This window comes from Aquabacterium parvum (assembly GCF_001447195.1).
GTDB classification, from domain to species: Bacteria; Pseudomonadota; Gammaproteobacteria; order Burkholderiales; family Burkholderiaceae_C; genus Aquabacterium; species Aquabacterium parvum.
Genome location: NZ_LFRI01000103.1, coordinates 1 through 20,136, shown reverse-complemented (window position 1 = coordinate 20,136; position 20,136 = coordinate 1). Strand labels below are relative to the sequence as shown.

The 20,136-nt window shown below is 65.2% G+C and carries 19 protein-coding genes and 1 tRNA gene; 6 read left to right on the top strand and 14 right to left on the bottom strand.

Annotated elements, in window-relative coordinates:
• Positions 1 to 41: 41 nt before the first annotated feature.
• From edd to ABG80_RS03930, 6 genes are all read right to left on the bottom strand, one after another.
• Positions 42 to 1,889 (bottom strand): phosphogluconate dehydratase, encoded by a 1,848-nt coding sequence (gene edd / locus ABG80_RS03955; protein ID WP_200964251.1) that lies wholly within the window; start codon positions 1,887 to 1,889, stop codon positions 42 to 44.
• Between the two features lie 139 nt (positions 1,890 to 2,028).
• Entirely contained in the window at positions 2,029 to 2,469 is a 441-nt protein-coding gene (locus ABG80_RS03950; RefSeq protein WP_058086477.1) for a hypothetical protein, read from the bottom strand.
• Between the two features lie 178 nt (positions 2,470 to 2,647).
• Positions 2,648 to 2,738: transfer RNA gene (locus ABG80_RS03945), tRNA-Ser, on the bottom strand.
• Positions 2,739 to 2,853: 115 nt separating this feature from the next.
• Positions 2,854 to 4,176, bottom strand: a complete 1,323-nt coding sequence (serS, locus tag ABG80_RS03940; protein WP_058086476.1) for a serine--tRNA ligase — start codon at positions 4,174 to 4,176, stop codon at positions 2,854 to 2,856.
• 78 nt (positions 4,177 to 4,254) lie between these two features.
• Positions 4,255 to 5,247, bottom strand: a complete 993-nt coding sequence (gene ispH / locus ABG80_RS03935; protein WP_058086475.1) for a 4-hydroxy-3-methylbut-2-enyl diphosphate reductase — start codon at positions 5,245 to 5,247, stop codon at positions 4,255 to 4,257.
• An 18-nt stretch (positions 5,248 to 5,265) separates the two neighbouring features.
• Positions 5,266 to 5,727: an FKBP-type peptidyl-prolyl cis-trans isomerase gene (locus tag ABG80_RS03930; protein WP_058086474.1), complete on the bottom strand. Its 462-nt coding sequence runs from the start codon at positions 5,725 to 5,727 to the stop codon at positions 5,266 to 5,268.
• 93 nt (positions 5,728 to 5,820) lie between these two features.
• Between ABG80_RS03930 and radC the strand changes: the two genes are divergently transcribed.
• Together radC and ABG80_RS03920 are read left to right on the top strand one after the other, a co-directional pair.
• Positions 5,821 to 6,489, top strand: a complete 669-nt coding sequence (radC, locus tag ABG80_RS03925; protein ID WP_058086473.1) for a RadC family protein — start codon at positions 5,821 to 5,823, stop codon at positions 6,487 to 6,489.
• Between the two features lie 95 nt (positions 6,490 to 6,584).
• A complete protein-coding gene (locus ABG80_RS03920) occupies positions 6,585 to 7,286 on the top strand; it encodes a Smr/MutS family protein (protein WP_235513740.1) in 702 nt (233 codons plus the stop codon).
• Positions 7,287 to 7,305: 19 nt separating this feature from the next.
• Here ABG80_RS03920 and ABG80_RS03915 read toward each other — a convergent pair whose 3' ends face one another.
• From ABG80_RS03915 to ABG80_RS03905, 3 genes are all read right to left on the bottom strand, one after another.
• The gene (locus ABG80_RS03915; RefSeq protein WP_058086472.1) at positions 7,306 to 7,737 is read right to left on the bottom strand and encodes a group II truncated hemoglobin; all 432 of its coding nucleotides are present in this window, start codon (positions 7,735 to 7,737) and stop codon (positions 7,306 to 7,308) included.
• Between the two features lie 93 nt (positions 7,738 to 7,830).
• The gene (locus ABG80_RS03910; protein ID WP_235513739.1) at positions 7,831 to 8,631 is read right to left on the bottom strand and encodes a MinD/ParA family protein; all 801 of its coding nucleotides are present in this window, start codon (positions 8,629 to 8,631) and stop codon (positions 7,831 to 7,833) included.
• Positions 8,632 to 8,639: 8 nt separating this feature from the next.
• Positions 8,640 to 9,401 (bottom strand): GGDEF domain-containing protein, encoded by a 762-nt coding sequence (locus tag ABG80_RS03905; RefSeq protein WP_058086470.1) that lies wholly within the window; start codon positions 9,399 to 9,401, stop codon positions 8,640 to 8,642.
• A 227-nt stretch (positions 9,402 to 9,628) separates the two neighbouring features.
• On the opposite strand from ABG80_RS03905, the gene ABG80_RS03900 reads away from it, so the two are divergent.
• From ABG80_RS03900 to ABG80_RS03890, 3 genes are read left to right on the top strand one after another with little or no spacing between them, the layout of a single operon-like run.
• Positions 9,629 to 10,468: a CheR family methyltransferase gene (locus ABG80_RS03900; protein WP_058086469.1), complete on the top strand. Its 840-nt coding sequence runs from the start codon at positions 9,629 to 9,631 to the stop codon at positions 10,466 to 10,468.
• A gap of 26 nt (positions 10,469 to 10,494) precedes the next feature.
• Positions 10,495 to 11,193 carry a chemoreceptor glutamine deamidase CheD gene (gene cheD, locus ABG80_RS03895; protein WP_058086468.1) on the top strand — a complete coding sequence of 233 codons (699 nt, stop codon included), beginning with the start codon at positions 10,495 to 10,497 and terminating at the stop codon, positions 11,191 to 11,193.
• Between the two features lie 18 nt (positions 11,194 to 11,211).
• Positions 11,212 to 12,339 (top strand): protein-glutamate methylesterase/protein-glutamine glutaminase, encoded by a 1,128-nt coding sequence (locus ABG80_RS03890; protein ID WP_058086467.1) that lies wholly within the window; start codon positions 11,212 to 11,214, stop codon positions 12,337 to 12,339.
• Between the two features lie 27 nt (positions 12,340 to 12,366).
• On the opposite strand, the gene ABG80_RS03885 is transcribed toward ABG80_RS03890, so the two are convergent.
• Entirely contained in the window at positions 12,367 to 14,688 is a 2,322-nt protein-coding gene (locus ABG80_RS03885; RefSeq protein WP_152987443.1) for a patatin-like phospholipase family protein, read from the bottom strand.
• Positions 14,689 to 14,845: 157 nt separating this feature from the next.
• Between ABG80_RS03885 and ABG80_RS22400 the strand changes: the two genes are divergently transcribed.
• Positions 14,846 to 15,013 carry a DUF3149 domain-containing protein gene (locus tag ABG80_RS22400; RefSeq protein ID WP_160322425.1) on the top strand — a complete coding sequence of 56 codons (168 nt, stop codon included), beginning with the start codon at positions 14,846 to 14,848 and terminating at the stop codon, positions 15,011 to 15,013.
• 137 nt (positions 15,014 to 15,150) lie between these two features.
• On the opposite strand, the gene groL is transcribed toward ABG80_RS22400, so the two are convergent.
• The 4 genes from groL to ABG80_RS03860 all read right to left on the bottom strand — a co-directional run.
• The gene (gene groL / locus ABG80_RS03880; protein ID WP_058086465.1) at positions 15,151 to 16,797 is read right to left on the bottom strand and encodes a chaperonin GroEL; all 1,647 of its coding nucleotides are present in this window, start codon (positions 16,795 to 16,797) and stop codon (positions 15,151 to 15,153) included.
• A gap of 36 nt (positions 16,798 to 16,833) precedes the next feature.
• Positions 16,834 to 17,124, bottom strand: coding sequence for a co-chaperone GroES (locus ABG80_RS03875; protein WP_058086464.1), 291 nt, complete (start codon positions 17,122 to 17,124; stop codon positions 16,834 to 16,836).
• 409 nt (positions 17,125 to 17,533) lie between these two features.
• On the bottom strand, positions 17,534 to 18,346 hold the full coding sequence (locus ABG80_RS03870) for a GNAT family N-acetyltransferase (RefSeq protein ID WP_152987442.1): 813 nt from the start codon (positions 18,344 to 18,346) through the stop codon (positions 17,534 to 17,536).
• A gap of 310 nt (positions 18,347 to 18,656) precedes the next feature.
• Positions 18,657 to 20,136 (bottom strand): calcium-binding protein (locus ABG80_RS03860; RefSeq protein ID WP_321166030.1); only part of this gene is annotated, 1,480 nt, incomplete at its 5' end.

Sequence of the window (20,136 nt, the reverse complement as noted above, 5' to 3'; positions counted from 1 at the left end):
TTGGCAGGCCGCTTGGACACAGCAGGCCGGGCCCGAGCTCCTCAGGGCATCGGGCGCGGGTCTGCAGGGAACAAAGGCGAAGCGCCCTGCTCCGCCCGCGACACGCCCTGGCGGAACAGGCCGAACAGCTGGCGACCATGTGGCAGCCAGGCTGCTTGGGGCGAAGGCGCCGGCAGCGGCCGGGCGGCCAGCTCGGCGTCATCGACTTCGAGCTGCAGCACACCCCGCTCGCAATCGACGGTGATGAGATCACCCTCCTGCACGCGGGCGATGGCACCGCCATCGAGCGCCTCGGGCGAGAGGTGGATGGCCGCTGGCACCTTGCCCGAGGCCCCGGACATGCGCCCATCGGTGACCAAGGCCACGGCAAAGCCCTGGTCCTGCAACACGGCGAGCACCGGCGTGAGCTTGTGCAGCTCGGGCATGCCGTTGGCACGCGGGCCCTGCTCGCGCACCACGGCCACGAAGTCTCGGTTGAGCTCACCCGCCTTGAAGCGCTGCTCCAGTTGCTTCTGGTCGGTCACGACCACGGCTGGCGCGCGCACCACGCGGTGCTCGGGCTTGACGGCCGAGACCTTGACCACCGCGCGCCCCAGGTTGCCCGCCATCAGGCGCAGGCCGCCGTCGGCGCTGAAGGGGCGGCTGGCGGGGCGCAGCACGTCTTCGTCGCCCGAGGTGACGGGCGCGGGGCGCCAGGCCAGTTGACCATCGATCAGGTGGGGCTCGTGCGTGTAGGCCTGCAGCCCCTGCCCGGTGATGGTCTGCACGCCCTCGTGCAACAGGCCGACACCCAGCAGTTCGCGGATCAGGAAACCCATGCCGCCGGCCGCGTGGAAGTGGTTCACATCGGCTTTGCCGTTGGGGTAGACGCGCGCCAGCAGCGGCACCACGGCCGACAGCTCCGAGAAATCATCCCAGTCGATGACGATGCCCGCCGCGCGTGCCATGGCGACCAGGTGCAGCGTGTGGTTGGTCGAGCCCCCCGTGGCCAGCAGGCCCACGATGCCGTTGACGATGACGCGCTCATCGACCTGCCAGCCCATGCCGACCGGCTCGGCCTCGCTGCCCACCTGGCTCAGGTGCACGGCCTGGCGCACCGCGGCATCGGTCAGGGCTTCGCGCAGCGGCGTGCCAGGGTTCACGAAGGACGAGCCCGGCAGGTGCAGGCCCATGATCTCCATGAGCATCTGGTTGGAGTTGGCTGTGCCGTAGAAGGTGCAAGTGCCCGGCCCGTGGTAGGCGGCCTGCTCGGAGGCCAGCAACTCGGCGCGCCCGACCAGGCCTTGCGCGTAACGCTGTCGCACCAGCGCCTTGTCGTCGTTGGACAGGCCCGAGGTCATCGGCCCGGCCGGCACGAACACGATGGGCAGGTGGCCGAACTGCAGCGCGCCCATGAACAGGCCCGGCACGATCTTGTCGCACACACCCAGGCACAAGGCCGCGTCGAACACGTTGTGCGACAGGGCCACAGCCGTGGACAAGGCGATCACATCACGCGAGAAGAGCGACAGCTCCATGCCGTCTTCGCCCTGGGTGACGCCGTCGCACATGGCGGGCACACCACCGGCGACCTGTGCGGTGGCACCAGCCAGGCGGGCGGCTTCGCGCAGGCGCGGCGGGTAGTGCTCGTAGGGCTGGTGGGCCGAGAGCATGTCGTTGTAGGCGGTGACGATGCCCAGGTGCGGCTGGCGCTCTTGAGCCAGGGTGAGTTTGTCGGGCGTGGGCAAGGCGGCCCAGGCGTGCGCGGCGTTGGCGCAACCCATGCCTTGCCGGTAGCGGCCTGGCTTGCGCGAGGCCGCCAGCATGCCGAGGAAGGCCTGGCGGGTGGGCGCGCTGCGCTCGCGGATGCGCTCGGTGACGCGCTCAAGCACCGGGTGCAGGGGAACGATCAGGTCGGGTCGGTTCTCGCTCATGCGCACATCATCGGGAACAGGATCGAACCAGTGTCGCCGAAAAAAACGGACCACCCGGCTGCGTCACCACTTGGTTGACGCGGCAGGGCTGCTGCGGGCCAAGACCACGTCAGGGTCAGTGGCGAGCGCGAGACGTTTCGTTCAGGTCCTGCAACTCGTGCTGCACGGCGGTGGACCAGGCCGCACCGATCGCTTGCAAAGTGCCCAGGGTGCTGCGGGTCAAGCCGGCGGGGGTGAAGTCGAGCGGCGGGCACAGCACGGGGCCCGCCGAATCGGGCATCACGTGCAGGTCTTGCGGCTCGCCACCGGTCCAAAGGCGCGTGGCGTTGGCCTGCATGTCCTGCCACAGTCGCATCTGGCTGTCGACCAGGGCCAAGCCGGTGCGCTGCCCCTGCGCCACCTGATCGAGCCACAGTTGCATGACGTCGCCCATCACCTGGCCCCATGGGGCAGCCTGCAGGTTGGTGAGGGTTGCATCGACCGGGGCGGTCGGGCTGCCGCTGGCGGCCTTCGAACGGGAACGGGCTGCGGAACCCTTGTTGCTGGTGTTGCTCATGTCTGCCTCCTCGTGTCGTGCCTGGGGTTGCCGGGGGTGAGATACCTGCGGCAGGCTACTCCCGAGCGAGGCGGATGGCAAACGTGACCCCTCGGGCGTCTTGCTTTGGGTCAATCTGGGGAGCACAAAGCAAAAACCCCGAGTGGGAGGCACTCGGGGTTCGTGTCTGCGTGAGCAGTGGCGGAGAGGGTGGGATTCGAACCCACGGTACGTTATTCACGTACGCCTGATTTCGAGTCAGGTACATTCGACCACTCTGCCACCTCTCCTGAAACGGGGCACGCCGGGGTCTTGTTCGGCGCCAGGGCTCGTGCCCTGGAAAGCTCGGCAGTATAGCAGGCCTTTTGCAGCTTTTTGACCGCTCCGTGCGGCCTGCTCACCACATCAGGCCGCTGTCAGCACCTCGGCGCCGCCCAGGTAGGGGCGCAGTGCTGCGGGCACCTTGATGCTGCCATCGGCCTGCTGGTGGTTCTCCAGCACGGCCACCAGCGCGCGGCCCACGGCCAGGCCCGAGCCGTTGAGCGTGTGCACGTACTCGGTCTTGCCTGCGGCGTTGCGCAAGCGCGCCTGCATGCGGCGGGCCTGGAAGGCCTCGCAGTTCGAGCACGAGCTGATCTCGCGGTAGGTGTTCTGCGCAGGCAGCCACACCTCCAGGTCATAGGTGCGGGCGGCGCCAAAGCCCATGTCACCGGTGCACAGCGCCATCACGCGGTAAGGCAGCTCCAGCTTTTGAAGGATGGCTTCGGCGTGGCCGACCATGGCTTCGAGCGCGGCGTTGCTCTGCTCGGGCGTGGTGACCTGAACCATCTCGACCTTGTCGAACTGGTGCTGGCGGATCATGCCGCGCGTGTCGCGGCCGGCACTGCCCGCCTCCGAGCGGAAGCAAGGCGTGTGGCCCGTCAGCTTGATGGGCAGCTGCTCCAGCGGCACGATGCTGTCGGCCACGGTGTTGGTCAGCGTGACCTCGCTGGTGGGGATCAGGTACCACTTGCTGTCGGCGTCTTCGGCATCGCCCGAGGTGACGTGGAAAAGGTCCTGCTCGAACTTGGGCAGCTGGCCCGTGCCCTGCAGCGCCGGCGCCTTGACGAGGTAAGGCGTGTAGCACTCGGTGTAGCCATGCTCTTGCGTCTGGACGTCGAGCATGAACTGCGCGAGCGCACGATGCAGCCGGGCGATGGGGCCCTTCATGAAATTGAAGCGCGAACCCGAGAGCTTGGCGCCGGTGTCGAAGTCCAGGCCGAGCTTTTCACCCAGGTCCACGTGGTCCTTCACGTCGAAGGCGTAGGTGCCGGGCGTGCCCCAGCGGCGCACCTCGACGTTGCCCGACTCGTCGCTGCCAACCGGCACGCCTTCCTGGGGCAGGTTGGGCACCGACAGCAGCATGGCTTGCAGCTCGGTCTGGATGATCTCCAGCCTGTCGGCGCTGGCCTTGAGCTCGTCGCCGATGCCGGCCACCTGGGCCATCACGGCGTCCACCTCGGCGGCGGTGTCTTCACCCTTGGCGGCTTTGCCCTTGAGCATGCCGATCTGCTTGGACAGGCTGTTGCGCTGGGCCTGCAGGTCTTCGGTGCGGGTCTGGATGGTCTTGCGCTCACCTTCGAGGGCGCGAAAGCGCTCCACGTCCAGGAAGGGCTGGGGGTTCTTGCGCTGGGTCAGTCGGGTCAGGACCGTGTCGAGGTCCTTGCGCAGCAGAGCGATGTCGAGCATGTTGGTTCTCGGTTCTCGAAGAGTGGGTTCGTTGTGGCGCGGCATGTGCCTGCGCAGGTCGGTGTTCTGGGGCTCGGTTCAGGCCTGGGATCGCTGCGTCGGCAATGGCCGATCCAGTCCGGTGCCGCCCAGGCCCTTGGGCAGCGGGAAGCGCACGTGCTCTTCCACGCCCTGCATGCGGCGCACGGACACCGCACCCATGGCCTTGAGGCGGGCGATCACCTGCTGCACCAGCACATCGGGCGCCGAGGCACCGGCCGTCAGGCCCACGCGCGGGCGGCCTTCGAACCAGGCGTCCTGCAAGTCGCCAGGGCAGTCGACCATGTAGGCGGGTGTGCCCAGGCGCTCGGCGAGTTCGCGCAGGCGATTGCTGTTCGAGCTCGTTGGGCTGCCCACCACCACGACCACGTCAACCTGCGGCGCCATCAGCTTGACGGCGTCCTGGCGGTTCTGGGTGGCGTAGCAAATGTCTTGCTGCTTGGGCTCGCGCACCTTGGGAAAGCGCCGCTTGATGGCCGCCAGGATGGCCGCCGCGTCGTCCACCGACAGCGTGGTCTGCGTGACCACGGCGAGCATGTCCGGGGTGGTGACCTGCACGCGCTCGACGTCGGCTTCGTCTTCGACGAGGTAGATGCCATCGTGCAACTGGCCCATGGTGCCTTCGACCTCGGGGTGGCCCTTGTGGCCGATCATGATGAACTCGTAGCCCTCGCGGCGCAGCTTGGCCACCTCGACGTGCACCTTGGTGACCAGCGGGCAGGTGGCATCGAAGACGCTGAAGCCGCGTGCATCGGCCTCGCGGCGCACCTCCTGGCTGACGCCGTGGGCGCTGAAGATGAGGGTGGCTCCCACAGGCACCTCGGCCAGGTCTTCGATGAAGATGGCGCCTTTGGCCTTGAGGTCGTTGACCACATAAGTGTTGTGCACGATCTCGTGGCGCACGTAGATGGGCGCGCCGAACTGGGTCAGTGCGCGCTCGACGATCTCGATGGCGCGGTCGACACCAGCGCAGAAGCCGCGGGGCTCTGCCAGCAGGACGTCGTCAACACGGTGGGGGGCTGGGGTGCTCATGCGGGTGCAGCCTCGGGCTCAGAGCACGCCGATCAGCTGCACCTCGAAGGTGACAGGCTGGCCGGCAAGCGGGTGGTTGAAGTCGAACAAGGCCCACTCGCCTGCGGTGTCCACTTCGCGCACGACACCGGCGAAGTTGCCGCTGCCATCCGGCGTGGGGAACTGGACCACATCGCCCACGCTCCAGGTCTCGTCCGGGTCACCCAGCTCGCGCAGCAGCTTGAGCGCCACGCGCTGGATCATCTCGGGGTTGCGGGGGCCGAAGGCCTCACCGGGCTCGAGCTGCAAGGTCGTGCGGGTGCCCTCGACCAGACCCAACAAACGAGTCTCCAGAGCGGGCGAGAGCTCACCCGAGCCCAGCGACAGCGTGGCGGGCTTGTCCGTGAAGGTGTTGACCAGGTCGTCGCCATCAGGGCCCGCCAGGCGGTAGTGCAGGGTCAGGAAGGAGCCGGGGACGACGGTGGGAGCGGGTGTGGTCATGGTGTCACGCCCCACCCTTCAGGAGGATGGGGTTCGCGGGGGTGTAAAACCACAATTTTAGGTTTGAGAACGACACATCGGGGATCCCACGCCATGAAAGACCTGCCAGCCGCCATGAGGCCACGCGAAAAGCTGCTCTCTCTGGGGCCTGCCTCGCTGGCCGACGCCGAACTCCTGGCCCTGCTGCTGCGCACGGGCCTGCGGGGGCAAGGGGTGCTTCAGATGGCCGAAAACCTGCTGCAACAGCTCGGCGGCCTGGGCGGCCTGCTGACCTCGTCGGGGCGCCAGCTGCAGGGCATCAAAGGCCTGGGGCCAGCCAAAAGGGCAGAACTGCTGGCGGTGATGGAGCTTGCGCGCCGCGGCCTGACGGCAGGCCTGCGCGAAGAACCCGTCTTCACCACCCCGCAGCGGGTCAAGGACTACCTCCAAATGCGCCTGGGCGCCCTGCCCCACGAGGTGTTCGCGGTGCTCTTCCTCGACGCCCAGCAGCGCCTGATCGCCTGCGAAGAAATGTTCAGGGGCACCTTGACGCAGACATCGGTCTACCCCCGGGAGGTCGTCAAGCGAGCCCTGGAGCTCAACACCGCCAGCGTCATCCTCAGCCACAACCACCCCTCGGGCGTGCTGGAGCCGTCGCGCGCCGACGAGCTGCTGACCCAGACGCTCAAGTCCAGCTTGCAGCTCGTGGATGTGCGGGTGCTGGACCACGTGGTGGTTGGACGCACGGGCGCCATGTCCTTTGCCGAACGGGGCCTCATGTGAACGCTTGAAGCACACAAAAGCCTGGATCAGGGTTGGGAGCGCCCCCAGGCGCGTGTGCAGCCAATCCGCCTCGGACTTGTTGTAGTCTTCGGCCCGTGAGCCGCTCCACCAAGTCGACCGCCAAGCCCTCTACCCCCACCACGCTGCGTGACTTCGGTGACCTCAAGCGTGCGCTGGGCAATGCCGCCAAAGAGGCGGCTGCTCGCGCCGAACAGGAACGCCAGGAGCGCGCGCGACGCGAGGCCCAGGAACGCTCCCGCGAGGCCGATGCCGCGCTGTTCCGTCGCATGGTGGGTCAGGTCAATGGCCTGCCCGACACGGGGCGCGACACCACGCCTGCGCCCAAGCCTCCCCCTGTGCCGGCCCGCCGCCAGGCCGACGAACAGGAGGTGTTGAAATCCTCGCTGTCCGACGAATTCGACGTGGAGAGCTTGCTGGAAACCGACGAGAGCCTGTCCTGGCGAAGACCGGAACTCGGCATCGACGTGGTGCGCAAGCTGCGTCGTGGCGTCTGGGCCCTGCAAGGCGAGCTGGACCTGCACGGCCTGCGCACAGACGAGGCCCGCGAGCGCTTGTCTCAATTCCTGCGCGAAGCTCACCTCAAAGGTTGGCGCTGCGTGCGCGTGGTGCACGGCAAGGGCCTGGGCTCACCGGGCAAACAACCGGTGCTCAAGGACAAGGCCAAACGCTGGCTGGTGCAAAGCGACCGGGTGCTGGCCTTCGTGCAGGCCCGGGCCGACGAAGGTGGTGCCGGGGCCCTGGTGGTGCTGCTGCAATCGGCCTCCGGGCCGGCCTGACGCCGGGGATCAGGCGACCTCAGACGCCCTGGTTGCGCATCCAGTCGGCGGTTTGCATGAACGACTCGCGCAGGCGGGTGGCGAGTTCGGCATCGACTTGCTCGTCGGCCATGGCCTGGGCCATGCAGGCCACCCACTGATCGCGCTCCTTGATGCCGATGCGAAACGGCATGTGCCGCGCGCGCAGGCGGGGGTGCCCGAAGCGTTCGATGTACAGGTTGGGGCCACCCAGCCAGCCGCTGAGGAACCAGAAGAGCTTGTCTCGGGCATCGTCGAGCGAAGGCCCATGTGCGGCGCGCAACTCGGTGTAGAGCGGCTCCAGGTCCATCAGGTCGTAGAAGCGGTCAACCAGGCTGCGCACGCGCGCTTGGCCACCCAGCCATTCGTAGGCGGTGGCAGGCCGCGAGGCGGCATCGGCAGGCGCTTGAGAGGGGTCTTGCAGGTCGGACATGCCGGCACTCTAGCAGCCGGTCTCGACCAAGTCGGGCGCCAGGATTTGAGGCGGATCGATTGCCGCCCGGGTGGGGGCGCCGCCAACAGGTGATCAGCCGCGTGCTTGCAGCCGCGTTGCCACCTGCACCACGCCCTGCGCCGCAGCGCTACCGGGGTGCAACTCGAGCAGGAGCTGGCGCTTTTGCACCGCTTCGCGCACGCTGCTGTCGAGCGGGATGTCCCCCAGGAAGGAGAGCTTGGGCGAGACCCCGTTGGGGCCTTGAACAAAGCGCTCGACGACCTGCTGGAGCTGGTTGCAGATGGTGCGGCCATCGCCCGCGCGGGTCACCTGGTTGACCACCAGGTGCAGTTGCTCGCGGTTTTGCTGAGCCGACAGCACCTTGATGGTGGCGTAAGCGTCGGTCATGGACGTGGGCTCGGGCGTGGCCACCACGATGACCTCGTGGGCCATGGACACGGCGTACAGCACCACGTCGGAGATGCCGGCGCCCGTGTCGATCAGCACCACATCGAAGCGCGGCTTGACCGCTTCGAAGATGCGCATGAGCTGGTCGCGCACCTCGGGCGTCAAGCGTGAATATTCCACGAGGCCGGAGCCAGCCAGCAGCACATGAAAGCCACCGGGCGCAGGCAGGATGGCCTCTTCGAGCTCGGCCTTGCCAGTGAACACGTCGTGCAACGTGATCTTGGGGTACAGGTTGAGCACCACGTCGAGGTTGGCCAGGCCCAGGTCGGCGTCGAGCACCAGGACCTTCAAGCCCTGGCGGGTCAAGGCAGCGGCCAAGTTGGCGCTGAAGAAGGTCTTGCCCACGCCGCCCTTGCCGCTGGTGATGGCCACCGTGCGGGCAAGGCGAGTCGTCGTCGCACTGGGGGTGGTTTCGGGGGCGGTCATGAGCTCCATCATTCCGGTGTATTCGGCAGGTTGAGCGCCATTCCTGAGGCCTCATTGGCGTCAGTTGAAGTCAGACCGGCAAAGAGCATGCCTTTTTCCTCGGCGCTGACCACCGTCAGGGGTGGCATGTCGAGGCAGGTTCGGTTGCGGCCTTCGGTTTTCGCGCGATAGAGCTGCTGGTCGGCGCGATCGGACCACAGGCTGGCCGACGATCGGACCCAGGGTGGCGCAAAAGCCCCGCCAATGCTCACGGTGACGTGCAAGGCCTGGCCGCCGATGATGACCGAGGGGCGCATGGCCACCTTCTGGCGGATGCGCTCGGCCACCGTCTGCCCGAAGGCGGGTGGGCAGTTGGGCAGGATGATGGCGAATTCTTCGCCACCCACGCGGGCCACCAGGTCCATCGGGCGCACGCAGTCCTGCAGGCAGTCGGCCACCGTCTTGATGACCACGTCGCCGGCAGCGTGACCGTGGGTGTCGTTGACCTTCTTGAAATGATCGATGTCCGCCAGCAGCAGCAAGGCCGGCTCGCCGATGCGGGCGACGCGGTCGACCTCGCGTGCGATCGCGGCCTCGAACTGGCGGCGGTTGCTCAAGCCCGTGAGGGCGTCGCGGCTGGAGACTTCGCACAAACCATCGATGACCGCCTGCAACCAGGCTGTTGACCCCGGCAACAAACCAGGCGGCGGCTGCCAGCCCGCCTGGGCCAGCAGGCTCAGGGCGGTCTCGAGGCGCAGGTCGGTCGCGGGTTCTGCGGATCCGGCCGCCACGCCTGTTGAGGCGAGGTCGATGAGGGCGATGGTGGTTCTCCAGGGAACAACGGGGGAACGCCGTCCAGTCTAGCAGCGGCTCAAGGCGCCAAAGCCCGATGAAAGCCGGCTTTGTGCCACATATCTCGCGGTGCGTGCGCCCCTGGCGCGGCAAGCTCAAGGTTCCACCAGTGCTGTCCGATAAGCAGGAATGAGCCACCTTCGGCTCGCGACCTCTTGATGCCACGATGATCTCCACCGCCGAAGCCCCGAGCATGCCCGTGGACCGAGAGTTCACTTTCACCACGCGCGATTTCGCACGCGTGCGCACCCTGATCTACGACCGCGCCGGCATCAGCCTGCACGACGGCAAGCAGGCCATGGTCTACAGCCGCCTCTCGCGCCGCCTGCGCGACACCGGCTACTCGTCCTTCGAGTCCTACCTGCAGTGGCTGGAACAAAGCCCCAACCAGCCGGAATGGCAGGAATTCGTGAACTGCCTCACGACCAACCTGACCTCGTTCTTCCGGGAGGAGCACCACTTCCACATGCTGACTGAGTGGCTCAAGGCACGGGGCAGCAAGCCCACCCGCATCTGGTGCTGCGCGGCCTCCACCGGCGAAGAGCCCTACTCCCTGGCGATGACCGTCGCCGAAACGCTGGGTCTGCACGCGCCGGTCAAGATCCTGTGCAGCGACATCGACACCAACGTTCTGACAACCGCCTCGCGTGGCGTGTACGACGCCAGCTCGCGCGGTTTGTCTCCTCAGCGGCTGCGCAGCCACTTCCTCAAGGGCAAGGGCGCGCACGAGGGCAGCATCCGGATCAAGCCGGAGCTGGCGCGTTTCATCGAGTTTCGCCCCTTCAACCTGATGCAGGCGAACTGGCAGTTGGGCGAGCCTTTTGACGTCGTGTTCTGCCGCAACGTGATGATCTACTTCGACGGCCCGACACAACGCAAGGTGCTGGAACACATCCACGCCGTGATGAAACCGGGCGGCATGCTGTACGTGGGCCACTCCGAGAACTTCACCGAATCAAGGGACCTCTTCCTCCTGCGAGGCAAGACGGTCTACGACAGGGTTTGACAGTCACCGCCAGCCAGGACATCCAGATGATCAGCACCCCGTCCGTTGGCGCCTCGCGCGCAGGATCCGCCGCCCCGCCCGCCATGGGCCTGCAGGCCAACCGAACCGAGCGCCTGACGCGCCTGAAGTCGCGCATCGCCAAGCCGGGCGAGGCCTCCTTCTTTTTCTACGATGCGCACTTCCAGTCCGAAGCCGTGAAAGTGCTACCGGGCGAGTACTTCGTGTTCAACGAGGACGTGCTCATCATGACCACGCTGGGCTCGTGCATCGCCGTGTGCCTGTGGGACCGCCAGGCCAAGGTCGGCGGCATGAACCACTTCATGTTGCCCGACAACGGCGGCGGCGCCAGCGACTCGGGTCGGTATGGCTCGTTCGCCATGGAACTGCTGATCAACGAAATGCTCAAGCTGGGCGCCTCGCGGCTGACGCTGGAAGCCAAGGTGTTCGGCGGTGGTGCGGTCATCAGCGGCATGAACACCATCAACGTGGGTGAGCGCAACACCGCCTTCGTGATGGACTACCTCAAGACCGAACGCATCCCGGTGGTCTCCAAGGACGTGCTGGAGATCTACCCGCGCAAGGTCTGCTTCCTGCCGCACAGCGGCAAAGCCATGGTCAAGCGCCTGGCCCCCACCAACCCGGACGCGATCGTCCAGCAGGAACGCGCCGCCGCTCAGAAGGTCGTGCCGGTTGCGTCCAGCGGTGGCTCGATCGACCTGTTCTGAGACACGGAGACAAGAAAAATGGCCAAAACACGTGTGGTGGTGGTGGACGATTCCGCCTTGGTGCGCAGCATGCTCACCGAGATCATCAACCGACAGCCCGACATGGAGTGCATCGGCGCCGCAGCTGATCCTCTGGTGGCGCGCGAGATGATCCGCAACCTCAACCCCGACGTCATCACGCTCGACGTGGAGATGCCGCGCATGGACGGCATCGACTTCCTGTCCAAGTTGATGCGCCTGCGCCCGATGCCGGTGGTGATGGTGTCGACCCTGACGGAGCGCGGCGCCGAGGTCACGCTCAAGGCGCTGGAGCTGGGCGCCATCGACTTCGTGGCCAAACCCAAGATCGGTGTGGCCGATGGCCTGCGCCAGCTGTCGGACGACATCACCGACAAGATCCGCGTGGCGTCGAAGGCGCGCATTCACCGACTGGCGCCGGCACCTGGTGCCAGCGCACCCACGCCAGCCGGAGCACGCGCTCCGGGCGCACCTGCGGCCGCCAACGCAGCCAGGCCCGCCGCGGCCACGTCTTCGCTGGGCCGGCTGTCCACCGAAAAACTCATCTTCATCGGCGCCTCCACCGGCGGCACCGAAGCCACCAAAGAGGTGCTCATCGGCTTGCCCGCCGACGCGCCGGCCGTGGTCATCACCCAGCACATGCCGCCGGGCTTCACCAAGAACTACGCCGCGCGGCTGGACGGGCTGTGCAAGATCAGCGTCAAGGAAGCCAGCGACGGCGAGCGCATCCTGCCCGGGCACGCCTACATCGCACCGGGCGGCATGCACCTGAGCGTCGAGCGCTCAGGCGCCAACTACATCGCGCGCGTGCAGGACGGTGAACCGGTCAACCGCCACAAGCCCAGCGTCGAGGTGCTGTTCAAGTCGGCGGCTCGCGTGGTGGGGCCCAACGCCATCGGCATCATGCTCACGGGCATGGGCGCCGACGGTGCCAAGGCCATGCGCGAGATGAAGGACGCAGGCGCTTATTGCGTGGCCCAGGACGAAGCCAGCTGCGTGGTTTTCGGCATGCCCCGTGAAGCCATCAACGCCGGCGCCGTGCAGGAGGTGCTGCCCCTGGGCAAGATCTCGGGCCACGTGCTCGACCATTTGCGCGCCACCGTCGGCCAGGCACTCAGCCGGGTCTGAAGCGAGCGGGGCAACTGGCCCGCGCCGTCAAGGCCGGCCGACAAACAGCATCACCGTCGGGCCGATGCGCGGGCTGTGCAGCAGTGCCGCGTAGATCGGCCCGATCGCCGTGTCGGCGCCCAGGTACAGGCTCATGCCCTGGCGGTGAACCCCTGCAGCGTACGCATCTCGGCGGTCCCATGCGCGGCCGCTCTCCAGGCTGACGCCCATGAAGGTGCCGCTGGTGAGCGGCGAAGGCACCAGCTTGACCTGGTAGCCGATGCGCGCCAGCGCCACCTGCTGTCCGCTGACCTGGAAGGGCCCGTAACCGGAGAGTTGCTGAAAACCACCCAGGCCATTGCGAGGCACCAGCGATTCCACGCCGTCAGACAGGTTGAAGCGCCCGAGGGCGCTGAAAGTGTGCACCCCCCATGACGTGGCCCACTGGCCCTGCAGGTCAACCCGGCGGATGAACCCGTCCTGGAAGCGGTGGTCGCGGCTGTCGCGATGCCCTTGCATCCACTGCCCTTCGACGCGCCAACCCCGCATGGGGAAGAAAGCGTGGTCGAGCTGGTCGAAGATCACCTTCAGCCTCAGGCCGCGCTCGTACCAGCGCTCGGTCTGCACGGGGCGAACACCACGCAGCGCCTCCAGGCGGCTGCTCACCAGCGTGGGGTCGTCGTGCCAAGCCTCGTTGACCACACCCAGGCGGATCTCGCCCAGCTCGCGCCAGTTCATGCCCAGGTCCAGGTTGGCGCCGATGATGCGGCGGTTGACCTCGGCATCGGGGTTCTCTTCGGGCACGAGGTGGTAGTCGAGCCGGTGGCGCTCCACCCTGCCCTGCACCGCCACGAAGCCCTCCAGGCCATCGGGCAGGCGCAGGTTCATGGGCCGATACCACTCCGATCGGATGGCCGGGCTGGTGCCGATGCGCACGAAGTTGCGCCACTCGCTGCCCGAAGCGTCGAGCCAGTGCCGGTTGTGCACCAGCTTGAGGTTGAAGATGCTGCGGCCGCGGTTGTCGGCGCTGAAGTCCATGCCCACCTGCAGGTAGTTGGGCCCCCAGGGCTTGTCCTGCAGGTCGAAAACCAGGCCACGCTCGCCATCGGGTGTGCGCACCAGTCGGTAGTCGGTGCGCAGGTAATCGCCCGATGCCGCCAGGCTGACGAGGTCCCGCTCGGCGTGGGCCACGCTGAAGTCCTCGCCCGGCTGCGACTTCAGCAGGTCAGGCCGGTTCTCGGGGTGGGTGATGTCCGAGCCCTCGAAGCGGACAAAGTCCAGCTTGGTCGATTGCAAGGACTTCTGCCGCCGCTGGGCCTGCCAGCGGGCATACGCCTCGGGCGAGAGCTTGAGGTCCTGCATGCGCAGCACCAGGGCTTCGGCCTGCAACTCGCCCAGGCGCATGAGGTCGATGGCGCGGTCGAAGTCGCCGGAGGTCAGGCCCTCCAGGGTCGGCGCAATCAACACGTCTTGCGGACCGAGCGTCTGCAGGCTGCGCTGCACGTTCTGCTCGGTCAGGATGTTGATCATCTGAGCCGTCACGCCCATGATGGAAGCCAGGGTGTCCCGACCCGAGAGCGGCGTGCCGATGTTGACGGCAATGATGCGCTCGGCCCCCATCTTGCGCACCACATCGACCGGCAGGTTGTTGACCAGCCCGCCATCGCCCAGGATGCGGCCATCGACCTCGGTGGGCGCGAACACGCCCGGCACGGACATGCTGCTGCGCAAGGCGCGCGCCAGGTCACCCGACTCCATCACCACGGCCTGGCCTGTCTCCATGTCGGTGGCGATGGCGCGAAACGGCGTGGGCAGGTCGTCGAAGTCCGGCACCTGGGTGGCGCCCAGGGTCATGCGCCGCAGGTGCGACTCCAGCACCCGGCTCGAGACAGCGCCCAGCGGCGCGGTCAGGCCATCGGAGCGGATGCCGAACTCCAGCAGCGGCGAGACCTCGAAGTCCTGCTCCTTGCGGCGCTGCGACAGGTCTTGGCGGTTGACACGCAAGGCGAATGCGCCAATCCAGTCCAGGCGCTTGACCTCTTCCTCGATCTGGGTGGCGGTCAGGCCCGTGGCGTAGAGACCACCCACGATGGCGCCCATGGAGGTGCCGGCGATGAGGTCCACCGGGATGCGCTCTCGCTCGAGCACTTTGAGCACCCCGACGTGGGCCAAACCGCGCGCACCGCCACCAGAGAGCACCAGCCCGACGCGGGCGCGGGTCGCGTCCCGCAGGAGCGCATCCGTCGAGCCAGGTGAGCCGGGCGCGCTGGTGGCCTGCGCTCCGGCCAGCTGCCCGGCAAACGCCAAGGCCAGGCCGCAAAGCAAAGCGCAGGGGTGAAGCCGGCGGGGGGACGAGGCAGGGTGTTTCATCGGGCGGATGACGAGCAGTGCAAACGATTGTGCCGCATCAAATCCGGCGAACCCGGTGGCTCGCGTCCCTTCGCGACTTGATCTGCATCAGGACGCCAAAGGTCGAACAGGCGTCAGATGGAGCCTGTCAGAAACGCCCCGCAGAGGAGAAAACACCATGCAAGCCTGGATCGACTTCTTGACCACCGACTACGGCATCCTGAGCCTGCTGTCCATCGCAGCCATGCTTTGCGGCCTGGGCTACTTCCTGTATTACGTCAGCAAGCACGTCAAGGAAGACACCGAGCGCCACGACAAGCTGCTGCGCGAGGCCGGCAAGCTTTGATCCCGTCGGGCAGCTCGGCTGTGCCCGCGCACGGCTGAGGTGTCGCCGCCAAAAAAGAAAAAGGCCGCTTTTCAGCGGCCTTTGTGCTTTGCAGCAGGGCAGGCGCCTCACCGAAGCGAGGCACCTGGCTCAGGCATTTACATGCCCATGCCACCCATGCCGCCCATGCCACCCATGTCGGGCATGCCACCGGCGGGGGCATCGTCCTTCGGGGCTTCGGCGACCATGCACTCGGTCGTCAGCATCAGCGAAGCCACGGAAGCGGCGTTCTGCAGGGCGGTGCGGGTCACCTTGGTCGGGTCCAGGATGCCCATCTCGATCATGTCGCCGTAGGTGTCGTTGGCGGCGTTGAAACCGAAGTTGCCAGCGCCTTCGAGCACCTTGTTGATCACGACCGAGGGCTCGCCACCGGCGTTGCCAACGATTTCGCGCAGGGGGGCTTCGATGGCCTTGAGGATCAGCTTGATGCCGGCGTCCTGATCGGCGTTGTCACCCTTGATGGCGCCAGCGGCTTGGCGAGCGCGCAGCAGGGCCACGCCACCACCGGCCACGATGCCTTCTTCCACGGCAGCGCGGGTGGCGTGCAGGGCGTCTTCCACGCGGGCCTTCTTTTCCTTCATCTCGACTTCGGTGGCGGCACCGACCTTGATGACGGCCACACCGCCGGCCAGCTTGGCCACGCGCTCTTGCATCTTTTCGCGGTCGTAGTCGCTGGTGGCTTCTTCGATCAGGATGCGGATCTGCTTGACGCGGGCTTCGATGTCACCAGCGGCGCCAGCGCCATCGATGATGGTGGTGTTTTCCTTGCCCACTTCGACGCGCTTGGCCTGACCCAGGTCAGCCAGGGTGACCTTGTCCAGGGCCATGCCGACTTCTTCGGCGATGACCTTGCCGCCGGTCAGGATGGCGATGTCTTCCAGCATGGCCTTGCGGCGGTCGCCGAAGCCAGGGGCCTTGACAGCCACGACCTTGAGGATGCCGCGGATGGTGTTGACCACCAGGGTGGCCAGGGCTTCACCGTCGACTTCTTCGGCGATGATCAGCAGCGGACGACCGGCCTTGGCGACTTGCTCCAGCGTGGGCAGCAGGTCACGGATGTTGCTGATCTTCTTGTCGAACAGCAGCACGAAGGGGTTGTCCAGGATCGCGGCTTGCTTTTCCGGGTTGTTGATGAAGTAGGGCGACAGGTAGCCGCGGTCGAACTGCATGCCTTCGACGACGTCGAGTTCGTTTTGCAGCGACTTGCCGTCTTCAACGGTGATCACGCCTTCCTTGCCGACCTTGTCCATGGCTTCAGCGATGATGCCGCCGACGTCGGAGTCGCTGTTGGCCGAGATGGTGCCGACCTGAGCGATTTCCTTGGAGGTGGTGGTGGCCTTCGAGGCCTTCTTCAGTTCGACAACCAGGGCGGCCACAGCACGGTCGATGCCGCGCTTGAGGTCCATCGGGTTCATGCCGGCGGCCACGTACTTCATGCCTTCGCGCACGATGGCTTGAGCCAGCACGGTGGCGGTGGTGGTGCCGTCACCAGCGTTGTCAGAGGTCTTGGAAGCGACTTCCTTGACCATCTGGGCGCCCATGTTCATGAGCTTGTCCTTGAGCTCGATTTCCTTGGCCACGGACACACCGTCCTTGGTCACGGTGGGGGCGCCGAAGGAGCGCTCGAGCACCACGTTGCGGCCCTTGGGGCCCAGGGTGGTCTTGACTGCGTTGGCGAGGATGTTCACGCCTTCGACCATGCGGGCGCGGGCGTCAGAACCGAAGACGACGTCTTTAGCTGCCATGTTTGTTCTCCGAAGAATTCAGTGTGTGGGGTTGGCTTACTTGGCGATGACGGCGAAGAGGTCTTCTTCGCGCATGACCAGCAGCTCGTCGCCGTCGACCTTGACGGTCTGGCCGGAGTACTTGCCGAACAGGACGCGGTCGCCGACGGCAACGTTCAGGGCCACGAAGTCGCCCTTGTCGTTTCGCTTGCCGGGGCCGACGGCCAGGACTTCACCTTGGTCGGGCTTCTCGGTGGCGGCGTCGGGGATGACGATGCCGGAGGCGGTCTTGGTTTCGCTTTCGAGGCGCTTGACGATCACGCGATCGTGCAGAGGACGCAGTTTCATGGGTTCTCCTGTCTGGAAGACAACTTGTGGGTTGGCAAGCGCTTTCGAGTGAGCGAACACTCACATCGAAGCTGATTTTTGGGTCTCGTCCACCACGGGGACCGGCCGCTGGAGCGGATCTCCGGGGTGGTTCGGCAGGCATGTTAGCACTCACCGAAGTCGAGTGCTAATGATTATATGGACATGCTTGGCGGTTTCAAGAGGGCGTCGATGCCAAGGGGGAGCTGTCGAGCGCCGTTCAGTTCTGTACTTTTGTTCGTTCAGTTTTGTACTTTCGCAACCTGCATGAGGCCCCTAAATGGCGAATAGCACAGCAGGATTGATGTCGACAGTCGTCCGCCCATCTGATCTTTAGTAGCCGCTCAGAGCTCAAAAATCCGCTTTGGGCGGCATGGGCACGAGCTCAAGCCTAGGAGCGCATCGAGACCTCCGACCACGGACCGTGTCGCCGCAAATGGCGTTGGAAGCCGTCGGAGGCCTCCACCTCCTCGCCCATGCCACCCATGAGGTGAACATCGGAGAATCGACCTGGCCCCAACATGGCGTGAGCCCTCAGCACCCCCTCGTCAAGGAACCCAAACTTCCGCAAAGTTGACTTCAACGTCTTCAGCTTGGGGTTGCTGGAGTAAATGGAGGTCGTGACACGCCTGAAGCGCAGCCGTTTGAACGCAAGGTGGGTTAAGAAGCAAGACAACTCGGCGATCCGAAATGAGGACTGATCCTCTGTGAAGCCGACCACCAACTCCGATTGCCTGGCCTCAGCATCGATGGACACAAAGCACGCAATCCCAATGGGGCGACCGCTCTGCCGCTCTTCGACCACCAACATGAGTGCGCCAAGGACGGCAGGTGATTGAGGCGACTGCCGCTCCAACTCCTTGCTGATGGCCGAAACAGTCATCTTCGCAACCTTGTTCGCATAGTTGCGATTAACCTGCTGGGCAAACAGAGGCTGAGAGAACACCCGCTTGAGCCAAGCCGCGTCCGATGGTTGCAGCCGCCTGAACAACAGGGACTGGCCTTCATGGCGTGCCCACCATGCTGGGTTGACGCGCCACAGGCTTGGACTGGACATCAATGGGTTCAATGTCGCTGCTGCTTCATGCAAGCATGTGGCGGCGTTCAAGTTGTTCGTCGCCAAGCAGGCGGCAACAAAGCAGTCCACCACCTTTGGCTGAGACAACAGGACCCGAGGGTGCGCGCTTGCGATGGGCTTCAGCAAGTCAACGCATTCTTCAAATGCTCTGCTGCGGTGGTGAAGCAGCGCAAGGTAGAGAACAGGTGCATGCAAATGGGGAAGTACCTGTTGATACCCTCGGCACGCTTTAACGAGTGCCCTAAGGTCTGTGCCTTGTGCCAGCTCACAAGCACCCCACGCCACCCAAGAGGCCAGGTCATGAGGGCGTGCTTGCAGTATGGCCCCTGCTTGAGCACGGGCCTCAGCCATCCTCCCCTGCTGCATCAACTGTTGAATGCTGTTTTGCATGCAAGTTTGAGCCTGCGAGCAGGGGTTGCCCGCTCGCGGAGCTCGTTCAGACCCAGTTTGTGGCGATCACTTGGCCAAGCTGCGACTGCTGCTGGGCGGTCAAGGTCGTCTGCCCCATGGCCGGCGGCGTGAAGGCGGCCATCGCTGAGATCAAGGATTGCACGTTGGACGCATTCAGGGTCTTGCCGTCAGCCAACTCGAAGGATTCGACCTGATACAGCGGGTCGATGAACCAGCCCTCGATGAGCAATCGGTCGCTGGTACCAATGACCTGGAGCTCAAGGGCCAGCCCCTCCTGGCGCAACCAGATTTGATCGGCGGCGACTCCGTCGAGAACCTGAAGCTTGTCAACACCACCTCCATCGGAGATGACGTCATACCCTTCTCCACGCCCCCAGGTGTAGTGTTCGTCCCCAGCATCGTCAATCAACATGTCATCACCGGCGCCACCGACATAAATGTCATTGCCTTCACCGCCTGTGAGCCAGTCATCGCCGCCCAAGCCAATCAGTTGGTCATTGCCGTTGCCTGAATCGACCTGGTTTGCATCGTCCGAACCGGTGATCACGTTGTTGAGCGCATTACCAAAGGCGGACTTGCCAGACATGACCAGGTTCTCAACGTTGGCGGGGAGAACGTAGTCGGCGATGTCTGTGTAAACCGTGTCGATGCCGCCTGAGTAGGCATCGAACTCAAGCACCTCGTCCACAACATAGTTGTCGCCTGGCATCAGCGTTTGATCAACGTAGTAGACGTCATCGCCCGAACCACCCTCAAGCACGTCGTATCCCAGCCCACCATCCAGGATGTCGTTGCCGTCATAACTGACGATCGTGTCGTTTCCAGCAAGACCGCTGATGTTGGAACCGATCCATGAGCCGACGATGTAGTTGTCCAGCGCATTGCCACTGGCCGTGTTCACCTCAGCCTTGCCATTCATGATCAGGTTTTCAACGTGATCAGGCAGGACGTAGTCGCTCAGGGTGGTGTCGACCGTGTCGTTGCCACCGTTGGCTGCTTCGATGACCCTGTCCCCAACGTCGTCAACGTTGTAGCTGTCATCGCCAAAGCCACCGTACATGGTGTCGGCGCCTTGCCCGCCATCCAGCGTGTCTCCTCCGGATTCGCCGTACAGGGTGTCATCTCCAGCTTGGCCAAAGAGACTGTCACCCTCTGCCCCGCCAAAAAGGACATCTGAACCTTCCCCGGCGCTGATGGAGTCAGCCCCACCATGCCCTTGCATGATGTCTGATGACGTGGTGCCAGTGATGCTGTTGCCATTTTCATCACCTGCCATCACAACTGCGGTGGACAGCAGGTTCGCGGTCGCCATCGACATTGACGCACTATCCTTGAAGACGAAGTTCTCGATCCTGTAGGCGGTGTCGTTCCAGTTTTGGACAGTGATTTGATCATTGGTCAAAACACCATTTTCCTTGATTCGGATGATGAGTCCTGATGATCCAACAGAAAACACCACATCTGACACACTGATGCCGTCACCAAAAGAAATGGTGTCGTCACTT

Excerpts from the sequence above, each read along its gene's own strand:
- cheD (WP_058086468.1), top strand. The coding sequence starts at position 10,495 with ATGATCAGCACCCCGTCCGTTGGCGCCTCGCGCGCAGGATCCGCCGCC.
- radC (WP_058086473.1), top strand. The coding sequence starts at position 5,821 with ATGAAAGACCTGCCAGCCGCCATGAGGCCACGCGAAAAGCTGCTCTCT.
- ABG80_RS03875 (WP_058086464.1), bottom strand. The coding sequence starts at position 17,124 with ATGAAACTGCGTCCTCTGCACGATCGCGTGATCGTCAAGCGCCTCGAA.
- serS (WP_058086476.1), bottom strand. The coding sequence starts at position 4,176 with ATGCTCGACATCGCTCTGCTGCGCAAGGACCTCGACACGGTCCTGACC.
- groL (WP_058086465.1), bottom strand. The coding sequence starts at position 16,797 with ATGGCAGCTAAAGACGTCGTCTTCGGTTCTGACGCCCGCGCCCGCATG.
- ABG80_RS03885 (WP_152987443.1), bottom strand. The coding sequence starts at position 14,688 with ATGAAACACCCTGCCTCGTCCCCCCGCCGGCTTCACCCCTGCGCTTTG.
- ispH (WP_058086475.1), bottom strand. The coding sequence starts at position 5,247 with ATGAGCACCCCAGCCCCCCACCGTGTTGACGACGTCCTGCTGGCAGAG.
- ABG80_RS03910 (WP_235513739.1), bottom strand. The coding sequence starts at position 8,631 with ATGACCGCCCCCGAAACCACCCCCAGTGCGACGACGACTCGCCTTGCC.
- ABG80_RS03915 (WP_058086472.1), bottom strand. The coding sequence starts at position 7,737 with ATGTCCGACCTGCAAGACCCCTCTCAAGCGCCTGCCGATGCCGCCTCG.
- ABG80_RS03900 (WP_058086469.1), top strand. The coding sequence starts at position 9,629 with ATGATCTCCACCGCCGAAGCCCCGAGCATGCCCGTGGACCGAGAGTTC.
- ABG80_RS03930 (WP_058086474.1), bottom strand. The coding sequence starts at position 5,727 with ATGACCACACCCGCTCCCACCGTCGTCCCCGGCTCCTTCCTGACCCTG.
- ABG80_RS03890 (WP_058086467.1), top strand. The coding sequence starts at position 11,212 with ATGGCCAAAACACGTGTGGTGGTGGTGGACGATTCCGCCTTGGTGCGC.
- ABG80_RS03950 (WP_058086477.1), bottom strand. The coding sequence starts at position 2,469 with ATGAGCAACACCAGCAACAAGGGTTCCGCAGCCCGTTCCCGTTCGAAG.
- ABG80_RS22400 (WP_160322425.1), top strand. The coding sequence starts at position 14,846 with ATGCAAGCCTGGATCGACTTCTTGACCACCGACTACGGCATCCTGAGC.